17 protein-coding genes are annotated in these 18,033 nt (G+C 67.1%); 7 read left to right on the top strand and 10 right to left on the bottom strand.

All coding sequences use genetic code 11. The features are described 5' to 3' along the window. Positions 1 to 7 precede the first annotated feature (7 nt). The 5 genes from RIF23_RS01990 to RIF23_RS02010 form a co-directional block, all read right to left on the bottom strand. Positions 8 to 1,018, bottom strand: coding sequence for a protein-L-isoaspartate O-methyltransferase family protein (locus tag RIF23_RS01990; protein ID WP_310910577.1), 1,011 nt, complete (start codon positions 1,016 to 1,018; stop codon positions 8 to 10). Between the two features lie 39 nt (positions 1,019 to 1,057). Further along, on the bottom strand, positions 1,058 to 1,471 hold the full coding sequence (locus tag RIF23_RS01995; RefSeq protein ID WP_310910578.1) for a lasso peptide biosynthesis B2 protein: 414 nt from the start codon (positions 1,469 to 1,471) through the stop codon (positions 1,058 to 1,060). An 8-nt stretch (positions 1,472 to 1,479) separates the two neighbouring features. Then, positions 1,480 to 1,773 carry a PqqD family peptide modification chaperone gene (locus tag RIF23_RS02000; protein ID WP_310910579.1) on the bottom strand — a complete coding sequence of 98 codons (294 nt, stop codon included), beginning with the start codon at positions 1,771 to 1,773 and terminating at the stop codon, positions 1,480 to 1,482. Next, the gene (locus RIF23_RS02005) at positions 1,763 to 3,562 is read right to left on the bottom strand and encodes an albusnodin/ikarugamycin family macrolactam cyclase (protein ID WP_310910580.1); all 1,800 of its coding nucleotides are present in this window, start codon (positions 3,560 to 3,562) and stop codon (positions 1,763 to 1,765) included. The genes RIF23_RS02000 and RIF23_RS02005 overlap by 11 nt, the downstream gene beginning before the upstream one ends. A gap of 77 nt (positions 3,563 to 3,639) precedes the next feature. Beyond that, on the bottom strand, positions 3,640 to 3,762 hold the full coding sequence (locus tag RIF23_RS02010) for a putative RiPP precursor (RefSeq protein WP_310910581.1): 123 nt from the start codon (positions 3,760 to 3,762) through the stop codon (positions 3,640 to 3,642). Positions 3,763 to 3,960: 198 nt separating this feature from the next. On the opposite strand from RIF23_RS02010, the gene RIF23_RS02015 reads away from it, so the two are divergent. The 4 genes from RIF23_RS02015 to RIF23_RS02030 all read left to right on the top strand — a co-directional run bounded on the left by RIF23_RS02015 (position 3,961) and on the right by RIF23_RS02030 (position 6,231). Then, entirely contained in the window at positions 3,961 to 4,164 is a 204-nt protein-coding gene (locus RIF23_RS02015; RefSeq protein WP_310910582.1) for a hypothetical protein, read from the top strand. Beyond that, complete coding sequence (locus RIF23_RS02020; RefSeq protein WP_310910583.1) at positions 4,148 to 4,696, top strand: DUF6879 family protein; 549 nt, start codon at positions 4,148 to 4,150, stop codon at positions 4,694 to 4,696. The genes RIF23_RS02015 and RIF23_RS02020 overlap by 17 nt, the downstream gene beginning before the upstream one ends. Further along, entirely contained in the window at positions 4,693 to 5,565 is an 873-nt protein-coding gene (locus tag RIF23_RS02025; protein ID WP_310910584.1) for a helix-turn-helix domain-containing protein, read from the top strand. The genes RIF23_RS02020 and RIF23_RS02025 overlap by 4 nt, the downstream gene beginning before the upstream one ends. 117 nt (positions 5,566 to 5,682) lie before the next feature. Beyond that, positions 5,683 to 6,231 carry a DUF6879 family protein gene (locus RIF23_RS02030; protein WP_310910585.1) on the top strand — a complete coding sequence of 183 codons (549 nt, stop codon included), beginning with the start codon at positions 5,683 to 5,685 and terminating at the stop codon, positions 6,229 to 6,231. Between the two features lie 130 nt (positions 6,232 to 6,361). Here the strand turns inward: RIF23_RS02030 and RIF23_RS02035 are convergent, their stop codons facing one another. After that, positions 6,362 to 6,625 carry a DUF397 domain-containing protein gene (locus RIF23_RS02035; RefSeq protein WP_310910586.1) on the bottom strand — a complete coding sequence of 88 codons (264 nt, stop codon included), beginning with the start codon at positions 6,623 to 6,625 and terminating at the stop codon, positions 6,362 to 6,364. Then, positions 6,622 to 7,476 (bottom strand): helix-turn-helix domain-containing protein, encoded by an 855-nt coding sequence (locus RIF23_RS02040; RefSeq protein ID WP_310910587.1) that lies wholly within the window; start codon positions 7,474 to 7,476, stop codon positions 6,622 to 6,624. Before RIF23_RS02040 ends, RIF23_RS02035 begins: the two co-directional genes overlap by 4 nt. 202 nt (positions 7,477 to 7,678) lie before the next feature. On the opposite strand from RIF23_RS02040, the gene RIF23_RS02045 reads away from it, so the two are divergent. Beyond that, entirely contained in the window at positions 7,679 to 8,044 is a 366-nt protein-coding gene (locus RIF23_RS02045) for a hypothetical protein (protein ID WP_310910588.1), read from the top strand. Here the strand turns inward: RIF23_RS02045 and RIF23_RS20745 are convergent. Then, on the bottom strand, positions 8,004 to 8,306 hold the full coding sequence (locus RIF23_RS20745; RefSeq protein ID WP_407659354.1) for an alpha-hydroxy-acid oxidizing protein: 303 nt from the start codon (positions 8,304 to 8,306) through the stop codon (positions 8,004 to 8,006). The two genes, RIF23_RS02045 and RIF23_RS20745, sit on opposite strands and share 41 nt — an antisense overlap. A 318-nt stretch (positions 8,307 to 8,624) precedes the next feature. Here RIF23_RS20745 and RIF23_RS02050 point away from each other — a divergent pair, with 318 nt between their 5' ends. Further along, positions 8,625 to 10,265 carry a DUF885 domain-containing protein gene (locus RIF23_RS02050; protein WP_310910589.1) on the top strand — a complete coding sequence of 547 codons (1,641 nt, stop codon included), beginning with the start codon at positions 8,625 to 8,627 and terminating at the stop codon, positions 10,263 to 10,265. Positions 10,266 to 10,483: 218 nt separating this feature from the next. On the opposite strand, the gene RIF23_RS02055 is transcribed toward RIF23_RS02050, so the two are convergent. Both RIF23_RS02055 and RIF23_RS02060 read right to left on the bottom strand, forming a co-directional pair. Further along, positions 10,484 to 15,940, bottom strand: a complete 5,457-nt coding sequence (locus tag RIF23_RS02055; protein WP_310910590.1) for an ATP-binding protein — start codon at positions 15,938 to 15,940, stop codon at positions 10,484 to 10,486. A gap of 224 nt (positions 15,941 to 16,164) precedes the next feature. Further along, entirely contained in the window at positions 16,165 to 17,412 is a 1,248-nt protein-coding gene (locus RIF23_RS02060; RefSeq protein ID WP_310910591.1) for an MFS transporter, read from the bottom strand. A gap of 37 nt (positions 17,413 to 17,449) precedes the next feature. Between RIF23_RS02060 and RIF23_RS02065 the strand changes: the two genes are divergently transcribed. Next, entirely contained in the window at positions 17,450 to 17,998 is a 549-nt protein-coding gene (locus tag RIF23_RS02065; RefSeq protein ID WP_310910592.1) for an ArsR/SmtB family transcription factor, read from the top strand. The last annotated feature ends 35 nt before the right edge of the window (positions 17,999 to 18,033 follow it).

Here is an 18,033-nt window from a genome sequence, read left to right on the forward strand (position 1 = left end):
TGGCCGCTCACAGCGTGGCCTGCCAGCCATCCGTGATCCGGTGTAGGTGCGGGGTGAGAGTGTCAGTGCCAGGGCGTCCCGCGCTGGTCCAGGTGTGCAGCAGCTCCCGGAGTCGCTCCAGTGCCGGGGACTGCGCCGAGTCCGCGATCAGCTGGGAGTGGGGCAGCATTTCCAGCAGCGCCACGTGTTCCTCGGTGGCGATGCCGTAGCCCACGGCACGGTCGCGCCCGGCCGAGATCAGTCCCTCAGGTCGCTGGGCGATCAACCAAGCGCGCAGGTCGTCACAGTCCGGCCAGCTCAGGTCCACCGGCTCGGAGTGCGCGGCCGCCTCCAGCCGCCCCAGCAGGTCTACGGCATGCTGCGCGGGTCTCGAGTGGAGCCACTCGGCAGAGACATAGCCCGTGACGCTGGTGGCGTTGGCATCGTCAGACTCGCGGGCCTGGTGCACTGTTCCACCCATGCGGGCGTAGGCTCCCCGGTGCACGCTCGGCGTGGTCGGCGTGCCCGACTCGGCAACCACGCTGCGCAGCATCACCGTGGAGTAGGCCAATCGCGCCACCGGCAGGGGATGCAGCATCACCGCCCCTACGGTGGCCTGGTCCAGCCACGCATCCGGCAGCCGGGGCGGACAGGTCCACGCCACGATCCGCGTGTAGGGCCCATGCTTGGGGGCGCCGTCCAGCCCATCGCGGGCCAGGAACGTCACGTTCGCGTAGCCGGCCTCAGCGTGGAGCCGGGCGGCCCGTTCGGTGAGCTCCGGAAGGAGGTCCACACTGACGACATGGCCGTGTGGACCGACCAATTCGGCCAGCAGCGCGGTGGACAAGCCCGAGCCGGTCCCGATTTCCAGTACACGATCACCGGGTTCAATATCCGCGATTCGAAGATGGCGCAGGATTACCATGGTGTCGGTGGTCTGGCGCACCGCGCGGCCGTCGGTGCCGCGGAAGTGGGCCTCGTCAACCGCCGCGGCTGCCTCGCTCAATCGGTCCGCGGCAGTGGTGCTGATCTCGGGCACGGAGTGCTCCATTCGGCTGGTGGTCGGAACTGACGGGTGTTATACGCGCACGGTGACGTGAAACGGTGTTGTGGTAAGTACGGGTTCTGCTACAGGTACGCCACGGACCTCGACCCAGGCATGGGACTGGCACGGAGAGAACCGGCACCCGATACACCACGACACGGACCGCCAGCGCAGGGCCGTAGTGACGACGGTGGCTAGGGACACGTCCAGGCACGCGGTTCGCCCCGGGAAGCGGCGCGCGATCCTGCGACAGGCTTGTGCGGACCGCAGCGCGGCTAAGCGTCCGGCCGGGGCGCGGGAGGTTCGCCGGAGTAGCCGGACCAGGGCGAGGGTGCGGTGTAGCGGCAGCAGGCGGAGGACCACCAGGGCGGTGGCGACGCCAGCCACGGCGGTGACCCAGTCCCCGATTCGCGGCGTGGGCAGGCCCGTGGGGTCCGGTTCGGTCATCTCCACGCTCACCACCGCGACCACCGCCAACGTTTCCGGTGCAGCAGGCCATGCCGGGACAACTCCTGGACCAGAACTGCGGCGTCTGCCCGCACCTGATCCGGGTCGGCGCCGAGGTCGTCGGCCAGGGCTGCGGCAGCGTCATCCAGCCGGGTGCCGCTGGCCAAGGCGTGCCACAGCTGCGCGGCGGTGAGGGAGAGGGCGTACCATCGGCCCCGGCCACGGGTGTCGAGGAGCATTCCGCCCTCGGGTGTGATGGTCGCGTACACGCAAGGGTGCGGCCGGACGGGCTCAGCGGGCATAGCTGCCCCCGCTTTCGCTCGGGACCCGGGCAGCGGAGTCGAGTGTGCGGGCGAGCCACAGTTCCACCGAAACGAGGCGCTCCAGCGCGGCTATCCGTCCCGGGACCCCGGTGACGAGCCGGTCCAGTTCATCCCGCACGGTGTTCTGGTCCACGATGCCGCGCTCGACAAGGTGGGAGTCGGTGAGCAGGGTGCGCAGTCGGGCTGCGTTACGCCGAAGCCCTGAGTAGGCGTTGCCATCGTAAGCGCCCTTAGTGGCGCGAGTCAGCAGGAACAGGGGCACCAGACCACGCAGCGCGGCTCCGAGGAGTGGCTTCTGCACACCTGGCTGGCTGCGGTGGCTGACCGGGAGTGCCATGCAGGACCGCACGACCTCGTTGTCCAGGTAGGGGGCATGGGTCGGGACCCCATCGTGGCTGAGCTGCTGTTCCAGCTCGGCCTGGTAACTGCCGAACTCTCGGAGCTCGCTCCAGGCACGGTGCGTGGCCAGCGGCAGGTCCGGTTGTGCTTGCTCCGCCTGGGCATGCAAATGCTCCGCAAGAGTGGCGCGGGCTCTGCTGGTGAGCCAGACGGCGAATCCGGCTGTGCCGTACCAGGCAATCCGCTCGGTGGCCCCGGTTCTTCGGTGCCGCTGTGGCGTTCGGATCTGCTCGGCGAACTGGTGAAGGGCGTCCCGGCACGCCGTGCGGGCCTGAGCCCGGGCAGCGCGGGCGATCACTCGTGGGGACAGCTGCCGCACCTGAGCGAAGGCCAGAACCCGTGTGCGAAACGCGCGTCTGGACTGGGTGCGGTACGCCTCAGCGAGGTGATACGGCGCGGCCTCCAGCAGGGTGTCGCCACCCGATCCGGTCAGATGCAGGCTGCTGCCGTACTCGTGTAACGGCTGGCGGTAGGAGGTGGTGACGGCCCACCGCGCGGCGTCGCTGAAGGGCTGGTCGGTGGACGGTGCGGCGTCCAGCTGGTCGAACATTCGCGCGTCCTGGCCAGCCGAGGGAAATACGTGGCGCATGTGGTTGGCCTGGGCAACACAACGGCGGGCATAGTCCGGGTCGTCGTTGGGGCTGGTCGAGTCGAGGCGGGTGACCCCGAGTAGCGGCCCGTGGGTGTCGGCGAGCATGGCGAGGCTTGTGGAGTCCAGGCCGCCGCTGACATCGGCACTGAGGCGTTGTGCCGTGTTTGCCCGGTGGGCCACGGCCGTGTACAGGGCTACGCGCAGTGCTGCTGCGGCCTCGGGGAACGTGGCGGTTGGTGCCTCGGGCTCGTAGGGAACGATGCGTAGGGTGTGGCGGTCGGTTACCAGGGCATGTGCGCCGGGCACGCGGTGGATGCCGCGGTAGGCGGTGCGGTGGTCGGTGGCCTCGGTGACGGTTGGACACGTCAGGTGAGCCGCCAGGGCCGCGTCATCCAGGGGCGCGCCGGTGAGTTCGGCGAGGGGGCGCGTGCGGGTAGCCCAACGCACCTGCCCCCGATGGCGCGTGTAGTAGACGGAGCGAGAACCGCACAGGTCAGTGAGGATCGCGGTCCAGGGTCCACGCCGGGCGATCACCCAGTATGAGCCGGGCCAGCGGGTGAGTGCACGCCAGTCCTCGGCGCGCACCGCAGGGAGCGCGAGGTCGAGGGCGGACCGAGGGGCGTAACAGTCGCCGATGACCGCGAGTCGTAGGTCCCGATCCGTGGCGCAGTGCATCGGGGGCGGGTTCGCGCCGACCACGTGTGGTGCGTCGTGATCGGTCCAGAGCGGGGTTGTGGCGGTGGGCTGCGGCGGGCGATGTCCCTGAATCCAGTGCATGCGTGCCCTTCCTGGAGCGAGGCAGGCGGTGGCGCCGGGGCCGGCTCCATGTCGTGACCGACCCCGGCGCCGGACGTTCATTCGAAGTAGCGCCCCTGGTCCATGCTGTCCTCGGCGTACTTGCCCAGGGTCAGCTCGGGCACCTCGTCCAGCTCCACCACGGTGGGCGGTTCGTAGTGCGGCTGCGTCTCGGGCTCCATGCGGCACTCCTCTTCCTGCTCGTGAGCATGGTGCGGGCGGGTCGGCCCGCTGAACTCAAGTCTGCAACTATTCCATCATTGATGGAATATGGCAGGAGCGTAAGAGTATAGTAACCAAGTGAAGCGAGCAAACTTCCTTGCGTCGCGACGTATTCCAGTCATACTGGGATAGATGACCCCCCAGAGAACGGAGCCCTCATGCGCCTCACACGTATCGCAGGTGGCTGTGGCGACGACATGACCTGCCCCACGATCAGCGTCACGGACCGCTCGACGGTCATCGTCCAGGGCTATGAACTGTCCCCCGCGGTGCTGCCGCCGTCATCCCTGCCGGAGGGGGAGTCCGCAGTGGAGATCCCCATGTCGGTGCTTCAGGAGGCCGTGCATGCTCTCGGCACATGACCTCAGGGAGTACCTAGACGCACGTACAACCAACTGGATCTTCCGGTTGGAGGTTCTCGACACCTATGAAGTGGCCTCGGACGGGAGTGACTTCGCTCGTTACCTGGCGGGTGAACAGGAACCCACGCCGGCGCGCAAGCGGCCATGGTTAGACAAACTGGCCGCTGACTACGAATCTGGGCTTCGTCGACACCGGGTCCATGTGCTGTCGACGCCGTTGAACGACTACCTGCGTTACGAGTGCGAGTGGAGTTACGTCCCAAACGGGCACGCGGGGGAGGAGATCTACATACTCGATTTGTCCGAACGGGATAAACCGGACGAGCTTGTCGATCATGACTTCTGGCTAACGGACCAAGGATGCGTGGTCCGCATGTACTACGCCGAGGATGGCCAGTTCCTGGGTGCGGAACCGGTGGATAACCTGGAGCAATACCAGCGGGCCCGGGACGCCGCCATGACCGCCGCGGAACCGTTCTCGACGTGGTGGGCCCGGCACCCCGAGGAATGGAGAACCTACCAACCGCAATGACACAGTCCGACTCCTCGGCCACCGGTCGCGGGCCGGCCGACCGTGCCCGCCTGGCCCGTGCTCTGCGCAACGCGCGTCGTTATAGCGGGCTGGGCGGGGTGGAAGCGGGGCGGCGTGCCGGGATGTCGCAGTCCAAGATCTCCAAGATCGAACGGGAACTGCTGCTGCCCGCGGAGCGCGACGTGGCCGCGCTTTGCGGGGTCTACCAGGTGTCTTCCGAGCAGCAGGAGGAACTTCTGGGGCTCGCGCGGGGATTGCGGGAGGAGTCCTCCGCGCGGGTGATCATGGCGCGCGGCGTCGCCGAGTTTCAACGACGGGTGGGGCAACTGGAGTCCTCCGCCACGCTGGTGCGCGGGTTCCAGCCAGCCATGGTTCCCGGACAGCTACAGACCGAGAGCTACGCGCGGTGCGTATTCAGCGCATCGATCCCAACTCCGCTTGAGCCTCAAGAAATCGAGGAGGCTGTTACGGCGCGGTTGTCTCGTCGGGCTGGCATGAACGTCGGCTCCACGCAGTACCGACTTGTCTTAGCCGAGGGCGCGTTGCGCTGGCAGGCATGTTCGCCCGCACTGATGGCCGGACAGATCCAGGCTGTTGTCGCTGCCATTGCCAGCCCGAGTCTGGAAATCGGTGTGATCCCCTGGACGCAGCCGATGCGCGTGTTCGCCAGTCATGGCTTCCACATCTACGATGACGACGCCGTGACCGTTGGCACCAAGTCAGCCACTGCCACCCTCACTGGTCCAGCTGATATCGCCACCTACGTAGACCTCTTCACCGAGTTGGAACGGGCCGCCAGTTTCGGTGACGCTGCCCGGGAGCATCTGGAACGCATCGCCGCGGACTATCGCCGTCTCGCCGAGTCGTGACGGAGGCGTCCGGTATGCAGGGGATTCCCTTTAGCCCTAGTTCCTCGCCCTTGATGAACACACCCATACCCACCGTCACGCGCCCAGAGCGTCCAAGGACTATCACGGAGGTCGTTGATGCTGACCGCGAATGAGCTCGGTGAATACATCGATACTCGGATCACTCGTTCCGCGTTCCGACTAGAGCTTCTGGACCGCTACGAGGTGGCCTCCGATGGCAGCGACATTGCCCGGTATCTGGCGGGTGAGCAGGAGCCCACACCGGAGCGCAAGCAGCCATGGCTGGAGCACCTCGCAGCTGACTTCGCAGCGGGCATCCGCAACTACCGGGTCCATGTGCTGTCGACGCCGTTGAACGACTACCTGCGCTACGAGTGTGAGTGGAGCTACGTCCCGAACGGGCAGGCCGGGGAGGAGATCTACATCCTCGATTTGTCCGAACGGGACAAGCCGGGCGGGCTGGTCGATCACGACTTTTGGCTCATCGACGATCAGCACGCGATCCCCATGTACTACGCCGAGGATGGCCAGTTCCTGGGCGCGGAGCCGGTGGAAAATCTGGAGCCCTATCAGCGGGCCCGGGACGCCGCCATGGCCGCCGCGGCCCCGTTTTCGACGTGGTGGGCCCGGCACCCCGAGGAATGGAGAACCTACCAACCACAATGAAACGGACTGAGGTCAGCCATGTATCGTCGCCGCTGCGGACTATCGCCGTCTCGCCAGGTCCTAAAAAGCGGTCTGCGTCGTGGAGGGCCTCATCGAAGCTCGGAGCGATTCGGTTGTGTGGTGGGGCTAGCTACAGCGCTTCGGCTTTGGCGGCCTCGACGAAGGCCGTCCACTCGGTGCGGCCGAAGGAGAGGAAGCCGCGCTCGCGCTGGGTGGAGTCGCGCACCGCGAACCGCGCTGAGCCATCAAGCATCGGCCCGGCCTCGACGCACTGTGGATTGCCATTGGCGCTGTAGCTACTGATGTGCCAGCTGACCTCAACGCAGCTGCCGCCACCACTGGGGCTATGGCTGCTGGTGCGCCAACCGGTTGCGATCCAAGCGTCGGCGTTCATGACAGGTCCTTCTCTAGGGCGGCGAGGAACGCCGCTGACTTCTCAGCATCGAGACTGGTTCCTCGCAATTGATCGTACACCCGCACAAGCCGGTCGACTCCTGTGCGTTCGAGGTAGATGGCTCCTCCCGGGCACTCGCTGTGCGCGATGTCCGAGAACGGGGCGGCCAGTCCAATGAGGGCGAAGCTTCCCTCCGGGCTGGCATGAGCCCCAAGTTCGAAGGGAAGAACGTTGATCTCGACCTGGGGGAGATCCATCATCTGCCTCAGGTGTCGCAGTTGCCCTGCCATTACATCGTTGCTCCCGACGGTCCTGCGTAGCGCAGCCTCGTCGATTACTGCCGTGATCTGCGGGGGAGTATCGCGGTGTAGGATCTGCTGGCGTTCTTGCCGAAGGTCAACGCCACGCGTCAGTCGATGTGCACTCATGTCGGGGCTGGTGGCCGAAAACAATGCAAGTGCGTATTCACGGGTCTGGAGAAGGCCAGGTACTACCATCCCAGCAAAGAGGCGCAGGCTCACAGCTCGGTCTTCCAGCCAGGCGAGGTCGATGGTCGAACTCCACGCGTCGTCGGCGTAGGACTCCCACCATCCGGTCTGCCAGAGTTCCCCGGCAAGCTGGAGCAGCATGTCGCGGTGTTTGGGATCCTCCACCCCGTAGAGGTCCAGCAGGGCGGCCGTATCTACTCGTCGGATCGGGTAGACCCCGGTCTCGAACCGACTGACGGTGGCCCCGGTGCGCTGGAGATACTCTCCAGCATCCTTCAAGGTGAAGCCCTTCTGCTCGCGTAGATCACGCAGCAGCTGGCCCAGCCACTGTGCCCGCAGGGTGACACCACGCTCCTTGGACACCGCAGACCTCCCAGCATGCATACACAAGTTTACGTTTACGCTTGTGCGTCCATCATGTATGTGTGAGCATAGCAGTGCGTGAGCGAGATCTCACCAGGTGCCTGCGGGAAGCGCCGCATCATCCCAACCGGTACACCGCCCGGGGATGTTCAGGTCGGCAAACCCCACCCCCGGGCGGCGCACAGAAAGAGGAGGACCCTCAATGCCTGATGTCCCCACTCTCCCTACCCCGAGTATCCCCGAGGCGTGGGACAAGGTCGACACCTCGATCGATACCGAACCCCCGGAGAACCTCTCCGAGGACCAGTTCGACCGGCACGTGGAAACCGTGACCGCCCTACTGGCCGCCGCGGGGCTCCAGGTGCGCCAGCGCGATTACGGCGATGCCGGTTCCTTGCAGATCCGAACGCGATCGGGTGACCACAGCGTCGAGCTGGACCTGCGCGAGGACCGCGGTGCCGACTGGACCCTCACCGCCGATGGCGAGATCCCCGAGGGCACCCCCACCCAGGACATCGCCGCCCGGATCACCCGTCTGTTGCACGCCGCCGAACCAGCGGGTAGCTGATTCGTACCCATGGATGCCGACATCCTGTCGGCATCCACCACCAACTGCGAGACGTGGCGTCAATCGCCGACAGTCGCTGTGCTGTGTCCGAAAACACGGCCAGTGGACTGACCGCACGGTCCAGCCGGCAGGCACCGGCGTTGGACACCACGGCTGCGTCCGAACCGACCTCGACCACTGCCCGCACATCCGCGACAGTGTGCACACCCTTGATCGCCAATGTGGTGGACCACTCGGTCGCGGATCCATGCCAGGTGGCCACGGCCCGGCGCCGGTTTGAACAGCCTTTGGGGCATCTCTGCGGGGGAGAGGCCGCGCGCCTCCAGCAGGGTCAGTTCCGGTGGTGTTGACCTTGGGAAACGTCCTCCCCGGTTGGGCCGCAGGTCCTGGCACGCGGTCTCGGCAACCACTCGGGGAACGATGATCTCCGTGCAGTGACTGTGCCGGCACTGCCTATAGTGCTCCGGCAGGATGCAGCCGACCGTGGACAAATCTCGGAGCATGGTTGGCCTACGGCGGGGCACAGCTGGCGCACCTGGGGCCGTGTGGTGCGTGTTGCCGTACGTGCGACAGTGATCCCATGACTGCGATCTATCGTCTGTGTTCTGACTATGTCGACCAGCGGGCTGCCCTTGATCCTGTCGGTGCCTCCATTTCCGGGGTCTCCGGTTCGTTGGGTCCCGCCACGGACTACAGTCCGGAGGGCTATGGAGCCCGGGCCGAGCTCATTGACACGACTTTGGCCACGCTTGCCACGCTGGACGAGACCGGGCCTGCCGATCGCCGCGCCGCCGCATATTTGCGTGAGCGGCTGGAGGCCCAGCGCGCCTGGCACGAGGCGGGCGAGCCCTACCGCAATCTTTCCGCCCCGTTGGGATTGCTGCATACGCTACACACCTGTGTACAGCTGATGCCTCGTGCCACCAGCGCGGACTGGCAGGCCATTGTGGCGCGGCTGAACGCGATCCCCGGAATGCTGCGCGGCTGGCGGAAAAGTCTGGAGTATGGGCTGGACCAGGGTCTGGCCGCGGCTCGTCGTCAAGCGGTGGAGGCCGCCGCTCAGGCGGAGCGGTTCGTTGCCAGCGAGGTGCACCAGGATCTGATTGTGGCACACGGTGATGGGGCCTATGCCGTGGAGCTTCGTGATGCGGTCGACCAGGCACGTCACGGCTATGTAGAAACGGCGCGCTACCTGCGAGAGGACTACGCGCCGCGGGCGGCTACGGCTGATGGGGTGGGTCCGGAGCGTTACGCGGTAGCCAGCCGCATGTATCTGGGAGCCGACATCGACGCACGTGAGGCCTACGCATGGGGGTGGGCCGAGTTGGAGCGAATCGAGGCGGAGATGGCCGCCGAGGCCGATCGGGTCCGTCCCGGAGCAACCGTGGACGAAGCCACCGCCATCCTGGACGCCACCGAGTACGTTGAGGGGAGCGCTGCCTATCACGATTGGCTGCGCTCCTGGCACGACTGGGCGATTCGCACGCTGGACGGCACGCACTTCGACATCGCCGATCCCTTGCGGACCATCGAGGTGGCCCTGGCGCACGGTTCCAGTTCGGGAGCTGCCTACTACACGCCGCCCAGCGAAGATCTGTCCCGGCCGGGGCGCACGTGGTGGCCGGTCGGTGCACAGCAGCGCTTCACCACATGGAACGAGCTCTCCACGGTCTTTCATGAAGGGGTCCCCGGACACCATCTTCAGCTGGGGGCCAACCGGGCACTTGGTGACTCGCTGTCGCGGTTCCAGCGTTTCACCCAGGTCAGCGGGCACGCCGAGGGATGGGCGCTGTACGCGGAGCGTCTCGCCGACGAGCTGGGGTGGTTCACCGAGCCCGGGACACGCCTGGGCATGCTGGGCAGTGCGGCGCTGCGCGCGGCGCGGGTCGTGATCGATATTGGGGTGCATCTGGACCTGCCCCGCGATGACGGGCATCGTTGGACGTTTGAGAATGCCCAGGAGTTCCTGCGTACGCGGGGACGTGAGCCCGCGCATCGGGTCCATCCGGAGGTGGTGCGCTACTTCGGATGGCCCGGGCAGGCCATCTCCTACAAGCTGGGGGAACGCGCGTGGCTGGCCGCGCGGGAGGAAGCGCGTCGCCAGCCCGATTTTGACCTTAAGGCCTGGCACACCGCCGCTCTCGAACTGGGGCCGGTGGGGTTGGACACCCTGGCTCGGGAGCTGCGTGGGGATGCGGGGTCGAGCTATTCCGGGGATTAGGCCGGGTTCTCGTGGGCAGGTGCGGTCGGCGATCCGGATGCGGGGTCGGGGACCGGGGTTTGGTGTGTACGTCGGTCGTGGGGCCATCGCACCCCGTCTCTGGCCGTTCCCGCGAGGAAGCTGCTGCTGAGGGCGTAGCTGTGCCGTGGGCCCGGGGGAGGTGTCCTCGCGGGCCCACGGCACAGCTGGGTAGCCGTCGTGTTGCCGGCAGCCCTGGTTCAGTCCCGGTGCGATTCCAGGGCGGCGATGATGCGGGGGCGAATTTCGCCGGCGTGGATGACGGCGTCCACGGAGCCGACCTCGACCGCGCGTTGGATGTTGTGCACCTGGTCGAACTCGGCGGCCACCTCTCCGAGTTTCTCGACGCGCACCGAGGCCCGCAGCTGGTCGAGCTTCGAGGTCAACGACGCCCGGTCCGAGCCGGTGGCGTCCGCGATTTGTGTCTCCAACTCCTGCACGCGGTCGTCCGCCGCAGTGCGGGCGTCGACCTCGCCGGCGAACACGACCGCGGCAGCGGGAGCTCCCCCCAGCACCGAGGCGTAGGAGCCCTCCACCGCAAGGACGGTCAGGTTGGGATTGAGGGCTTTGGAGAAGACCACGAACGCGCCACCGTGGTAGCGCGAGATCACGCAGAACACGATGGGGCCGCGGAAATTCACGATCGCTCGCCCAATCTCGGCGCCGTACTCCAGCTGGAGTTTGCGCATCGACTCCGGGGAGCCGTCAAAGCCCGACAGGTTCGCTAGTACCACCAGGGGCCGGTTCCCGCTGGCCGCGTTGATCGCCCGCGCCGCCTTCTTCGACGAGCGGGGGAACAGGGTGCCAGCGGTGTAGGCGTCCGGGCCGTCGGTAGGGGGAAATCCGCGTCGGGCCACCGAGTGGGACTCGATGCCGAGCAGACACACCGGGGTTCCGCCCAGGTGTGCGTCCTGGACCACTGTGGTGTCTGCGTCGGCCATTGCGGCCCAGCGTTCCAGCGTGGGGTGGTCCTGGTCGGACAGGGCGCGCATCACGGTGCGGATGTCGAAGGGTTTCTTGCGGTCCGGGTTGGTTTCGGCGGAGAAGATGTCGCCGACACGGGTGAAGTCGCTGCCGTCGAGGGCGTGTGGGAATTCGCAGATGTCACGGTCGACGGGGTCGGTGGTGGTGGTCCGGCGGGGTGTGTCCTCTCCTGGAGCGATATAGGTGTGATCGTAGTGCGCCATGAGTACGTCCCGGGCGGCGGTCAGGTTGGGTGCCCAGTACTGTGCCTGACCGTTGGGGCCCATCACCCGGTCGTAGCCGCCGATGCCGAAGTTGTCCTCGGCTGAGACCCCGCCGGAGAAGTCCAGGGACTGTTTTCCGGTCAGCACCATGGCCGAGTCCGGCGTCATCACCAGGATGCCCTTGGTGTGCATGAGCATGGTCGCTTCGGCGTTCCAGTAGGGCTGCGCGCCGACGTTGATGCCCGCGACCACGACGTTGATCTCCCCGCCGTTTTGGGTGAACTCGACGATGCGGCGCAGGGCGGCGGCGACCCAGTCCATGTTTTCGGTTCCCGATTCCATGGAGATGCGGGCGCCGGCGGATAGGGCGTACCACTCCAGGGGCAGGCGTAGGCGTTCGGCCAGATCCAGGGCCGCGATGACGCGGCGGCATTCCGCTTCGGCCAGGGCCCCTAGCGACTTGGTTGGGTCGCCGAACAGGACGACCCGCTGCATGCCCTGGGGGTGGCGTTGGGTGGGTGTGGTGATGGTTCCGGTGACCAGGCCGGCGCTGTTTTTGCCTTTTGGACGGTCGACGGGAACCAGGGTGTGGTCGGTGTCGAGGTCGTATTCGACGAAGTCGCCCAGCAGGGTGGCCAGCTCGTAGGGGTAGACCGTGTTGCGGCTGGCTGCGCGGAGGACCTTCCTGCGGTAGTCGTCGATCGGCTCGATCGGCTCCTCCGGGGGTGGGCCGACCGTCAATTCGTGCCCACCGGCGGCGTCGAAGGTGATCCGCACCGCGATTTTGGTGAGCTCTCCGGTGCTGCGGGTGTGCTGGCGGGCGATGACCAGGATTTCCTCCAGCCCGGCGCCGGTGGTGGTCGGCAGGATACGGTGCGCGATCGTGTCCAGTTCGGCGCGGGTGAGCTCGCTGGGTGGCCAGACGTAGAGCACGATCCGGTTGGTGGTGGAGCGTTTTTTGGGTGGTCGCTGCGCCTGTGCGCGCCGGATGGCGTCCAGGCAGGCGGCGACGGCGCCTTCGGCCGTGGGTAGTGCGACCAGCCGGCCGTCGTGTTCCCGGAGTTCCGTGAGGTCGCGTACCTGTGCGAAGGCGGCGAGGCGGTCGTCGCTGGGGTTGTCCTTAGCCACGCAGCGGAACAGGTACACCTCCTCATCGGAGGAGGGCAGGCGGGTCAGGTCGAACTTGTTGAGCCGCTCCATCTGCATGCGCTGGGCGATGTAGGGGTGCAGGCCGCGGATCAGGCGGTGTTCGGCCATGCCCGTGGCTGCGGGATGGAACGTGAAGTGATGGTGCATGACCGCGCCGCCCCGACCTGCGACTGTGGTGGTGAGTCGGCGGATGTGGTGTGGCAGCGGGTGGGTGCTGATGGCTTCGTGTAGGGCGGTGGCCATCGCGTCGGAATCTGCGGGCTGGTTCTCCCAGGCGAGGTAGATATCGGCGTCGACGTCGTGTTCGTCGCTGGCGAGCTGGGCTAGCCCGTGCAGTGCGTTGCCGATGTCGTCGAAGCTCACGGCGGTGGTGACTACGGGGGCCTCGGCGCGGTCGGCGATGACGAAGGTGCAGCCCGCTGCCGTGTGGGTGCGTACGTCGGTGATGGGTTTGTTGCCGTAGTAGCGCCGGGTGAGCACCTCCAGCATGACGGTGTTGTCGAGATGCTCGCGGCGGTTGAGACGCTGGCCCAGCAGGCGCACCAGGGGTTCGGTGCTGCGCACCATGTCGGCGATGCGTTCGCTGCGGTCGGGGGAGGTGGGGTGGGTGTCGAGGTGCCGGAGGTGTTTGCGAACGTTGGCGTAGACGCGGGCCCGGTTGCGTCGTAGCAGCGGCTGGGCGAACCAGGTGAAGACCACCCCGCGGGCCAGGTCGGCGACCGCGGGGAACCGGACCTGGGTGGCCGCGATCAGTCGTTCCAGGGCACGACCGGCCGGTTCGCGCAGCGGTTCGTCGGGGGGTGGTTCCTGCCCCCACACGCGCAGGAGGGCGCTGATGATCGCTGTGTCGGAGGTGGCGCGCTGTTGGGCGAGGAAGATCCGAAACACGGCCTCCTCGAGCTGGGGGCTGCGTTCCAGGTCGGTGACGCCGTAGTGGGCGAGAACCCGGGTGAGCTTGGCCTGGAACGCCTCGGGCAGCCCGGCGCGGGCCACGTCGAGGCTTTGCATGTAGGTGTGGAAGAGCTCGCGGGGACTGTGTACGTGCTCCTCGCCCGGGGTGTCCTCACCCGCGGGGCGGTTGCGGCTGAGTTCGGCGAGGTCGGCGAACATATCCACAAGGTCGATTTCGGCGGCCAGGGGGCGTTGGCCGTGTGCGGTGGCCTGTTGGCGGTCCGTCAGGTAGGTGTCGAGGGCGCGGTGTTCGTCGTGGGGGTCCGGGTCGAATCCCAACAGGAGACCACGTAGATCCTCCTGGCCCCGGGTCAGGCGCTGCGGAAGGGAGCGGACGTTGGCTACGTCCGGCAGGTCCAGCTCCGTGGACGTGCCGGAGGTGGTGTCCTCGGTGTCGGTGAGCGCGTCCAGTCGCAGCAGGGGCGCCCCGGTCTCCACCTGGCTGCCCACGGAGACGCTGCATTCCTTCACACGCGCGTGAAACGGTGCCCGCAGTACCGTCTCCATCTTCATGCTCTCCAGTACCAAGACCGGGGCATCCGCCTCGACCTCGGCCCCGACCTCCACGGGCGTGGCCACGACCAGGGCGGGGGTGGGGGCGCGGATGACTCCGCCCTCGTCCCGGTTGACCCGGTGGGTGACCCCATCGACCTCCACCAGATGGATCGGCCCGTGGGTTCCGGTCACCAGACTGTAGGGGGTGTCGTTGACGACGATCCGCCCGGTGTGGGCGTCGAAACGTTCCAGCTCCACATCGGCGGTGCGGACGTCGGTGCCCGCGTCGATGCCGATGCGGAAGCGGTGGCTGCCCACGCGCGCGACCCGCAGACGGTAGGTGACGCCGCGGAGTTTCAGGCCGAGGGGGCGGCCACTTTCGTGTTGGGTTTGGGGGCGACCCCCGTGGGCCGTGGACAGCAGCCGCTGCTGTTCGACCCGTTCCTCCTCCTCATAGGCTTCGATGGCGGCAGCGGCCAAGGCGACGCAGGAGTGCCGGTTGGCCACGAGTCGACCCTGGCCGCGGACTCGGTCGATCCAGCCGGTGTCGGCGGTGGCCTCGATCACCTCGGGGGCGGTGAGTAGGTCGAGCACGAAGCTCTTGTTTGTGGCGCCCCCGTCAATGATGACGATGGTTTGGGTCATTGCACGGCGCAGTCGGCCCAGCGCCTCCTGGCGGTCGCGGCCATAGGCGATGACCTTTGCGATCATGGAGTCGAAGTCGGCGGGGATGGTGTCGCCCTCGGTCACGCCGGTGTCCACCCGAATCCCCGGACCGGAGGGCAGCGTCAGTCGCGCGATTCGGCCCGGGGCGGGAGCGAAGTCGCGGTCGGGGTCCTCTGCGTTGAGGCGAGCTTCGATCGCGTGTCCGCGTTCTGCCGGTGGTTCACCCTCGAGGCGACCGCCGGAAGCTACATGCAGCTGCGCCTTGACCAGGTCGAACGCGGTGGTGGACTCGGTGATCGGGTGCTCGACCTGGAGGCGCGTGTTGACCTCAAGGAACGCGAACATCTTCTCGTCGGGGTGGTAGAGGAACTCCACGGTCGCCGCGCCGCGGTAGCCGACCCTACGGGCCAGGCGTTCGGCGGATTCCTTGACCTGTGCGGTCTGGTCGGGACTGAGCAGAGGTGAGGCCGACTCTTCAATAATCTTCTGGTTGCGTCGCTGCACCGAGCAGTCGCGTACCCCCAGAGCCCAGGCCGTGCCCTGACCGTCGGCGATCACCTGAACCTCCACGTGCCGGGCGCCGGTGACCAGGCGTTCCAGGAACAGGGTGCCGCTACCGAAGGCTCGTTCGGCCTCCTGACGGGTGCGGTCGTAGGCCTCGACCAGTTCCGTTTCGTTGGTGATGACGCGGATACCACGCCCACCCCCGCCGGCGGCCGCCTTGAGCATCAGCGGGTATCCGATCTCCCGGGCTGCGGCTACCGCCGCGTCCAGGTCCGCCACCGCGCCGCGGCTCCACGGTGCGACCGGAACACCGGCCTCCTCCGCGAGGAGCTTCGCTCCGACCTTGTCCCCAAGCTGACGCATCGCGTCTGCGCTTGGCCCGATGAAGGTCACACCGAGTGTTGCGCACAGTTCCGCGAACGCTGGATCCTCGGCGACAAACCCCCAGCCGACCCACGCCGCGTCGGCTTCGGTGTCGATCAGTGCCCGCTCGAGCACGGATAGGTCCAGGTAGGGGCGTGCGGACGCAGGTCCCAGTTCGTAGGCGAGGTCTGCCTGGCGAACGAATGCGGCCGTGCGGTCGACGTCGGTGTACAGGGCCACGGTCTCGATCCGTGTTCCCGTCTCCGTCGACAGGTCACGTACGGCATGGATGAGCCGCATGGCGGCCTCACCGCGGTTGACGATGGCGATACGCCTGAGCACTCGACCGAGCCCTTTCCGTTGACCAATGATGCTGTGAATACTGCGGAGACGGTGGTCCCGCAGTATTCACTCTGTCGGTTCTCGGGCCGGTGGCGCCATGCTCCACCCACCGAAGACGCGCGGGCTGACATTGTGGGAAATGACCAAGACTGGGGTGCCGTCGGGGCAGTCGCTGCTGCACAGCGGGGGTAGGTCTCGCTGCGTGCACCGGTTTGCCCGAGGCCTCAGGGCTGGGTGGAGCTCGGGCTGTCCTGTTCGGCTGCGGTGAGGGCGCGTTCGGTGAGGGTGGCAAAGCAGACCAACAGGGCCAGGCTGCTCGCGGCACTGGCCAGGAACAGGCCGCGTAGGCCGAGCAGTTCCGCCAGGAGGCCACCGAGGAGGGCGCCCAAGGGCAGGGTTCCCCAGGCAACGAGGCGGTAGCAGGAGTTCACTCGCCCCAGGAGCTCGGCGGGGATGATGCGTTGGCGCAGGGACACTGCGACCACGTTCCACATCATGAGGCCAACCCCGAAGCTGATGAAGCCGGCTGCGACCAGGAGGAGGTTGGCTGTGGCCGCGGGAAGGGCCTTGGCTAGGGCAGACACCACCACGGTTGCCGCGAGTAGCTGGGCGCGCCCCAGCCAGGCCTGGAGGCGTTCGGTGACCAGTGCGCCGAGCACGCTGCCGGCGGCGGTCCCCATGAGCAACCAGCCGTAGGCGTACTCGGGTAGGCCCATGGCCGATTCCGGTCCTACGGCGTAGAGAACGAACACGGCCATGAAGGCGGAACTGCCCAGATTCATGACGCCGGTCATGACCGCCAGGGTGCGTAACACGCGGTGACGCCACAGGTAAGCGATGCCGGCGGCGATGTCGCTGCGGAGTGTGGTGGCGGGCCCGCGGTGGGGACGGTAGTGGCCCGCGAGCAGGAGTAGGATCAGCGCCGATACTCCATACAGTGCTGCGGGGGTTGCGACGGCAGCCACCACGGTCACAGCGACCAGAACACCCCCCAAGGCCTGGCCGGCGAAGCTCTCCATGGTCTCCCGTGCGGCGAACAGTCGGCCGTTGGCGCGGCCGAGTTGGTCCCGTTCGACGAGCATGGGCAGGATCGACTGTGCGGTTCCGTCGAAGAAGACCTCACCGGTTCCCACGATCAGTGCCAGGACAAGCAGCAGCCAGAGACTGTCGATGCCGAGGGCGACGGATGTGGCGAAGGTGGCCAGGGCGGCCAGGCGCAGCCCGTTGGCGCTGACCATGATGCGACGTCGGTCCAGTCGGTCGGCGATCGCGCCGGCGTGGAGGGCCAGCAGCAGCCACGGGAGCGTGGCCAGCACAGTCACCAGGGCAATCAGGGTTGGCGAGCGGGTGTAGTGGAGTGCGATCAGGGGCAGCGAGACGCGGTACATCCCGTCTGCCAGGTTGGAGATGGTGGAGGAACCCCACAGCTGCCAAAAGCGGCGCCCGAGGGAGGAATCGAGGGAGGACGACACTGATATAGTTTTTCATATCGGTTAGGATGTGGCAATCGTGTCCGAACAACCCACCGCCTCATCCCAGCGTCGCCCCGCGACCCCGGAAGAGGCCAAAGCCCTGGCCCATCCGTTGCGCATCCGCATCCTGAGGTTGTGTTGGCAGCGTCCCCACACCAACAAGGAGCTGGGGGAGTGTCTGGAGCGAGAGCCGGGGGCGCTGCTGCACCATGTGCGCCGCCTGCACCGCACCGGATTCCTGGAACTGTCCGAGACTCGTCCGGGCCCCCGCGGCACCACCGAAAAGCTCTACCGCGCCACCGGAAAGTCCTGGACACTCGATGTCGCCGATACCGACCAGTCGGTGGCCTTCGCTGCGCTGGAGGCCTTCCGGGAGGAGGCCCGCGCGGCCGGTGCACAGCGACAGTTCCTCATCAACCGCTTCGCGTTGCAGCTGAGTGACCAGCGCGCCCACGAACTCAGGCAGCGGCTCCACGACCTCGTCGCCGAGTACTCCGCCAGCCCGGACGCCCACGGCCAGATCTATGGTGCATTCTTCGGGATGCACCTGGACGCGCGCGAGGACAGCCCACCCCCGGACTCCTAACGGCTCTGCGATCGGGGCCGGCGGCCCTCCCCGAC

Origin of the sequence: Lipingzhangella rawalii (assembly GCF_031628175.1) — a bacterium.
Lineage (GTDB): Bacteria > Actinomycetota > Actinomycetes > Streptosporangiales > Streptosporangiaceae > Lipingzhangella_A > Lipingzhangella_A rawalii.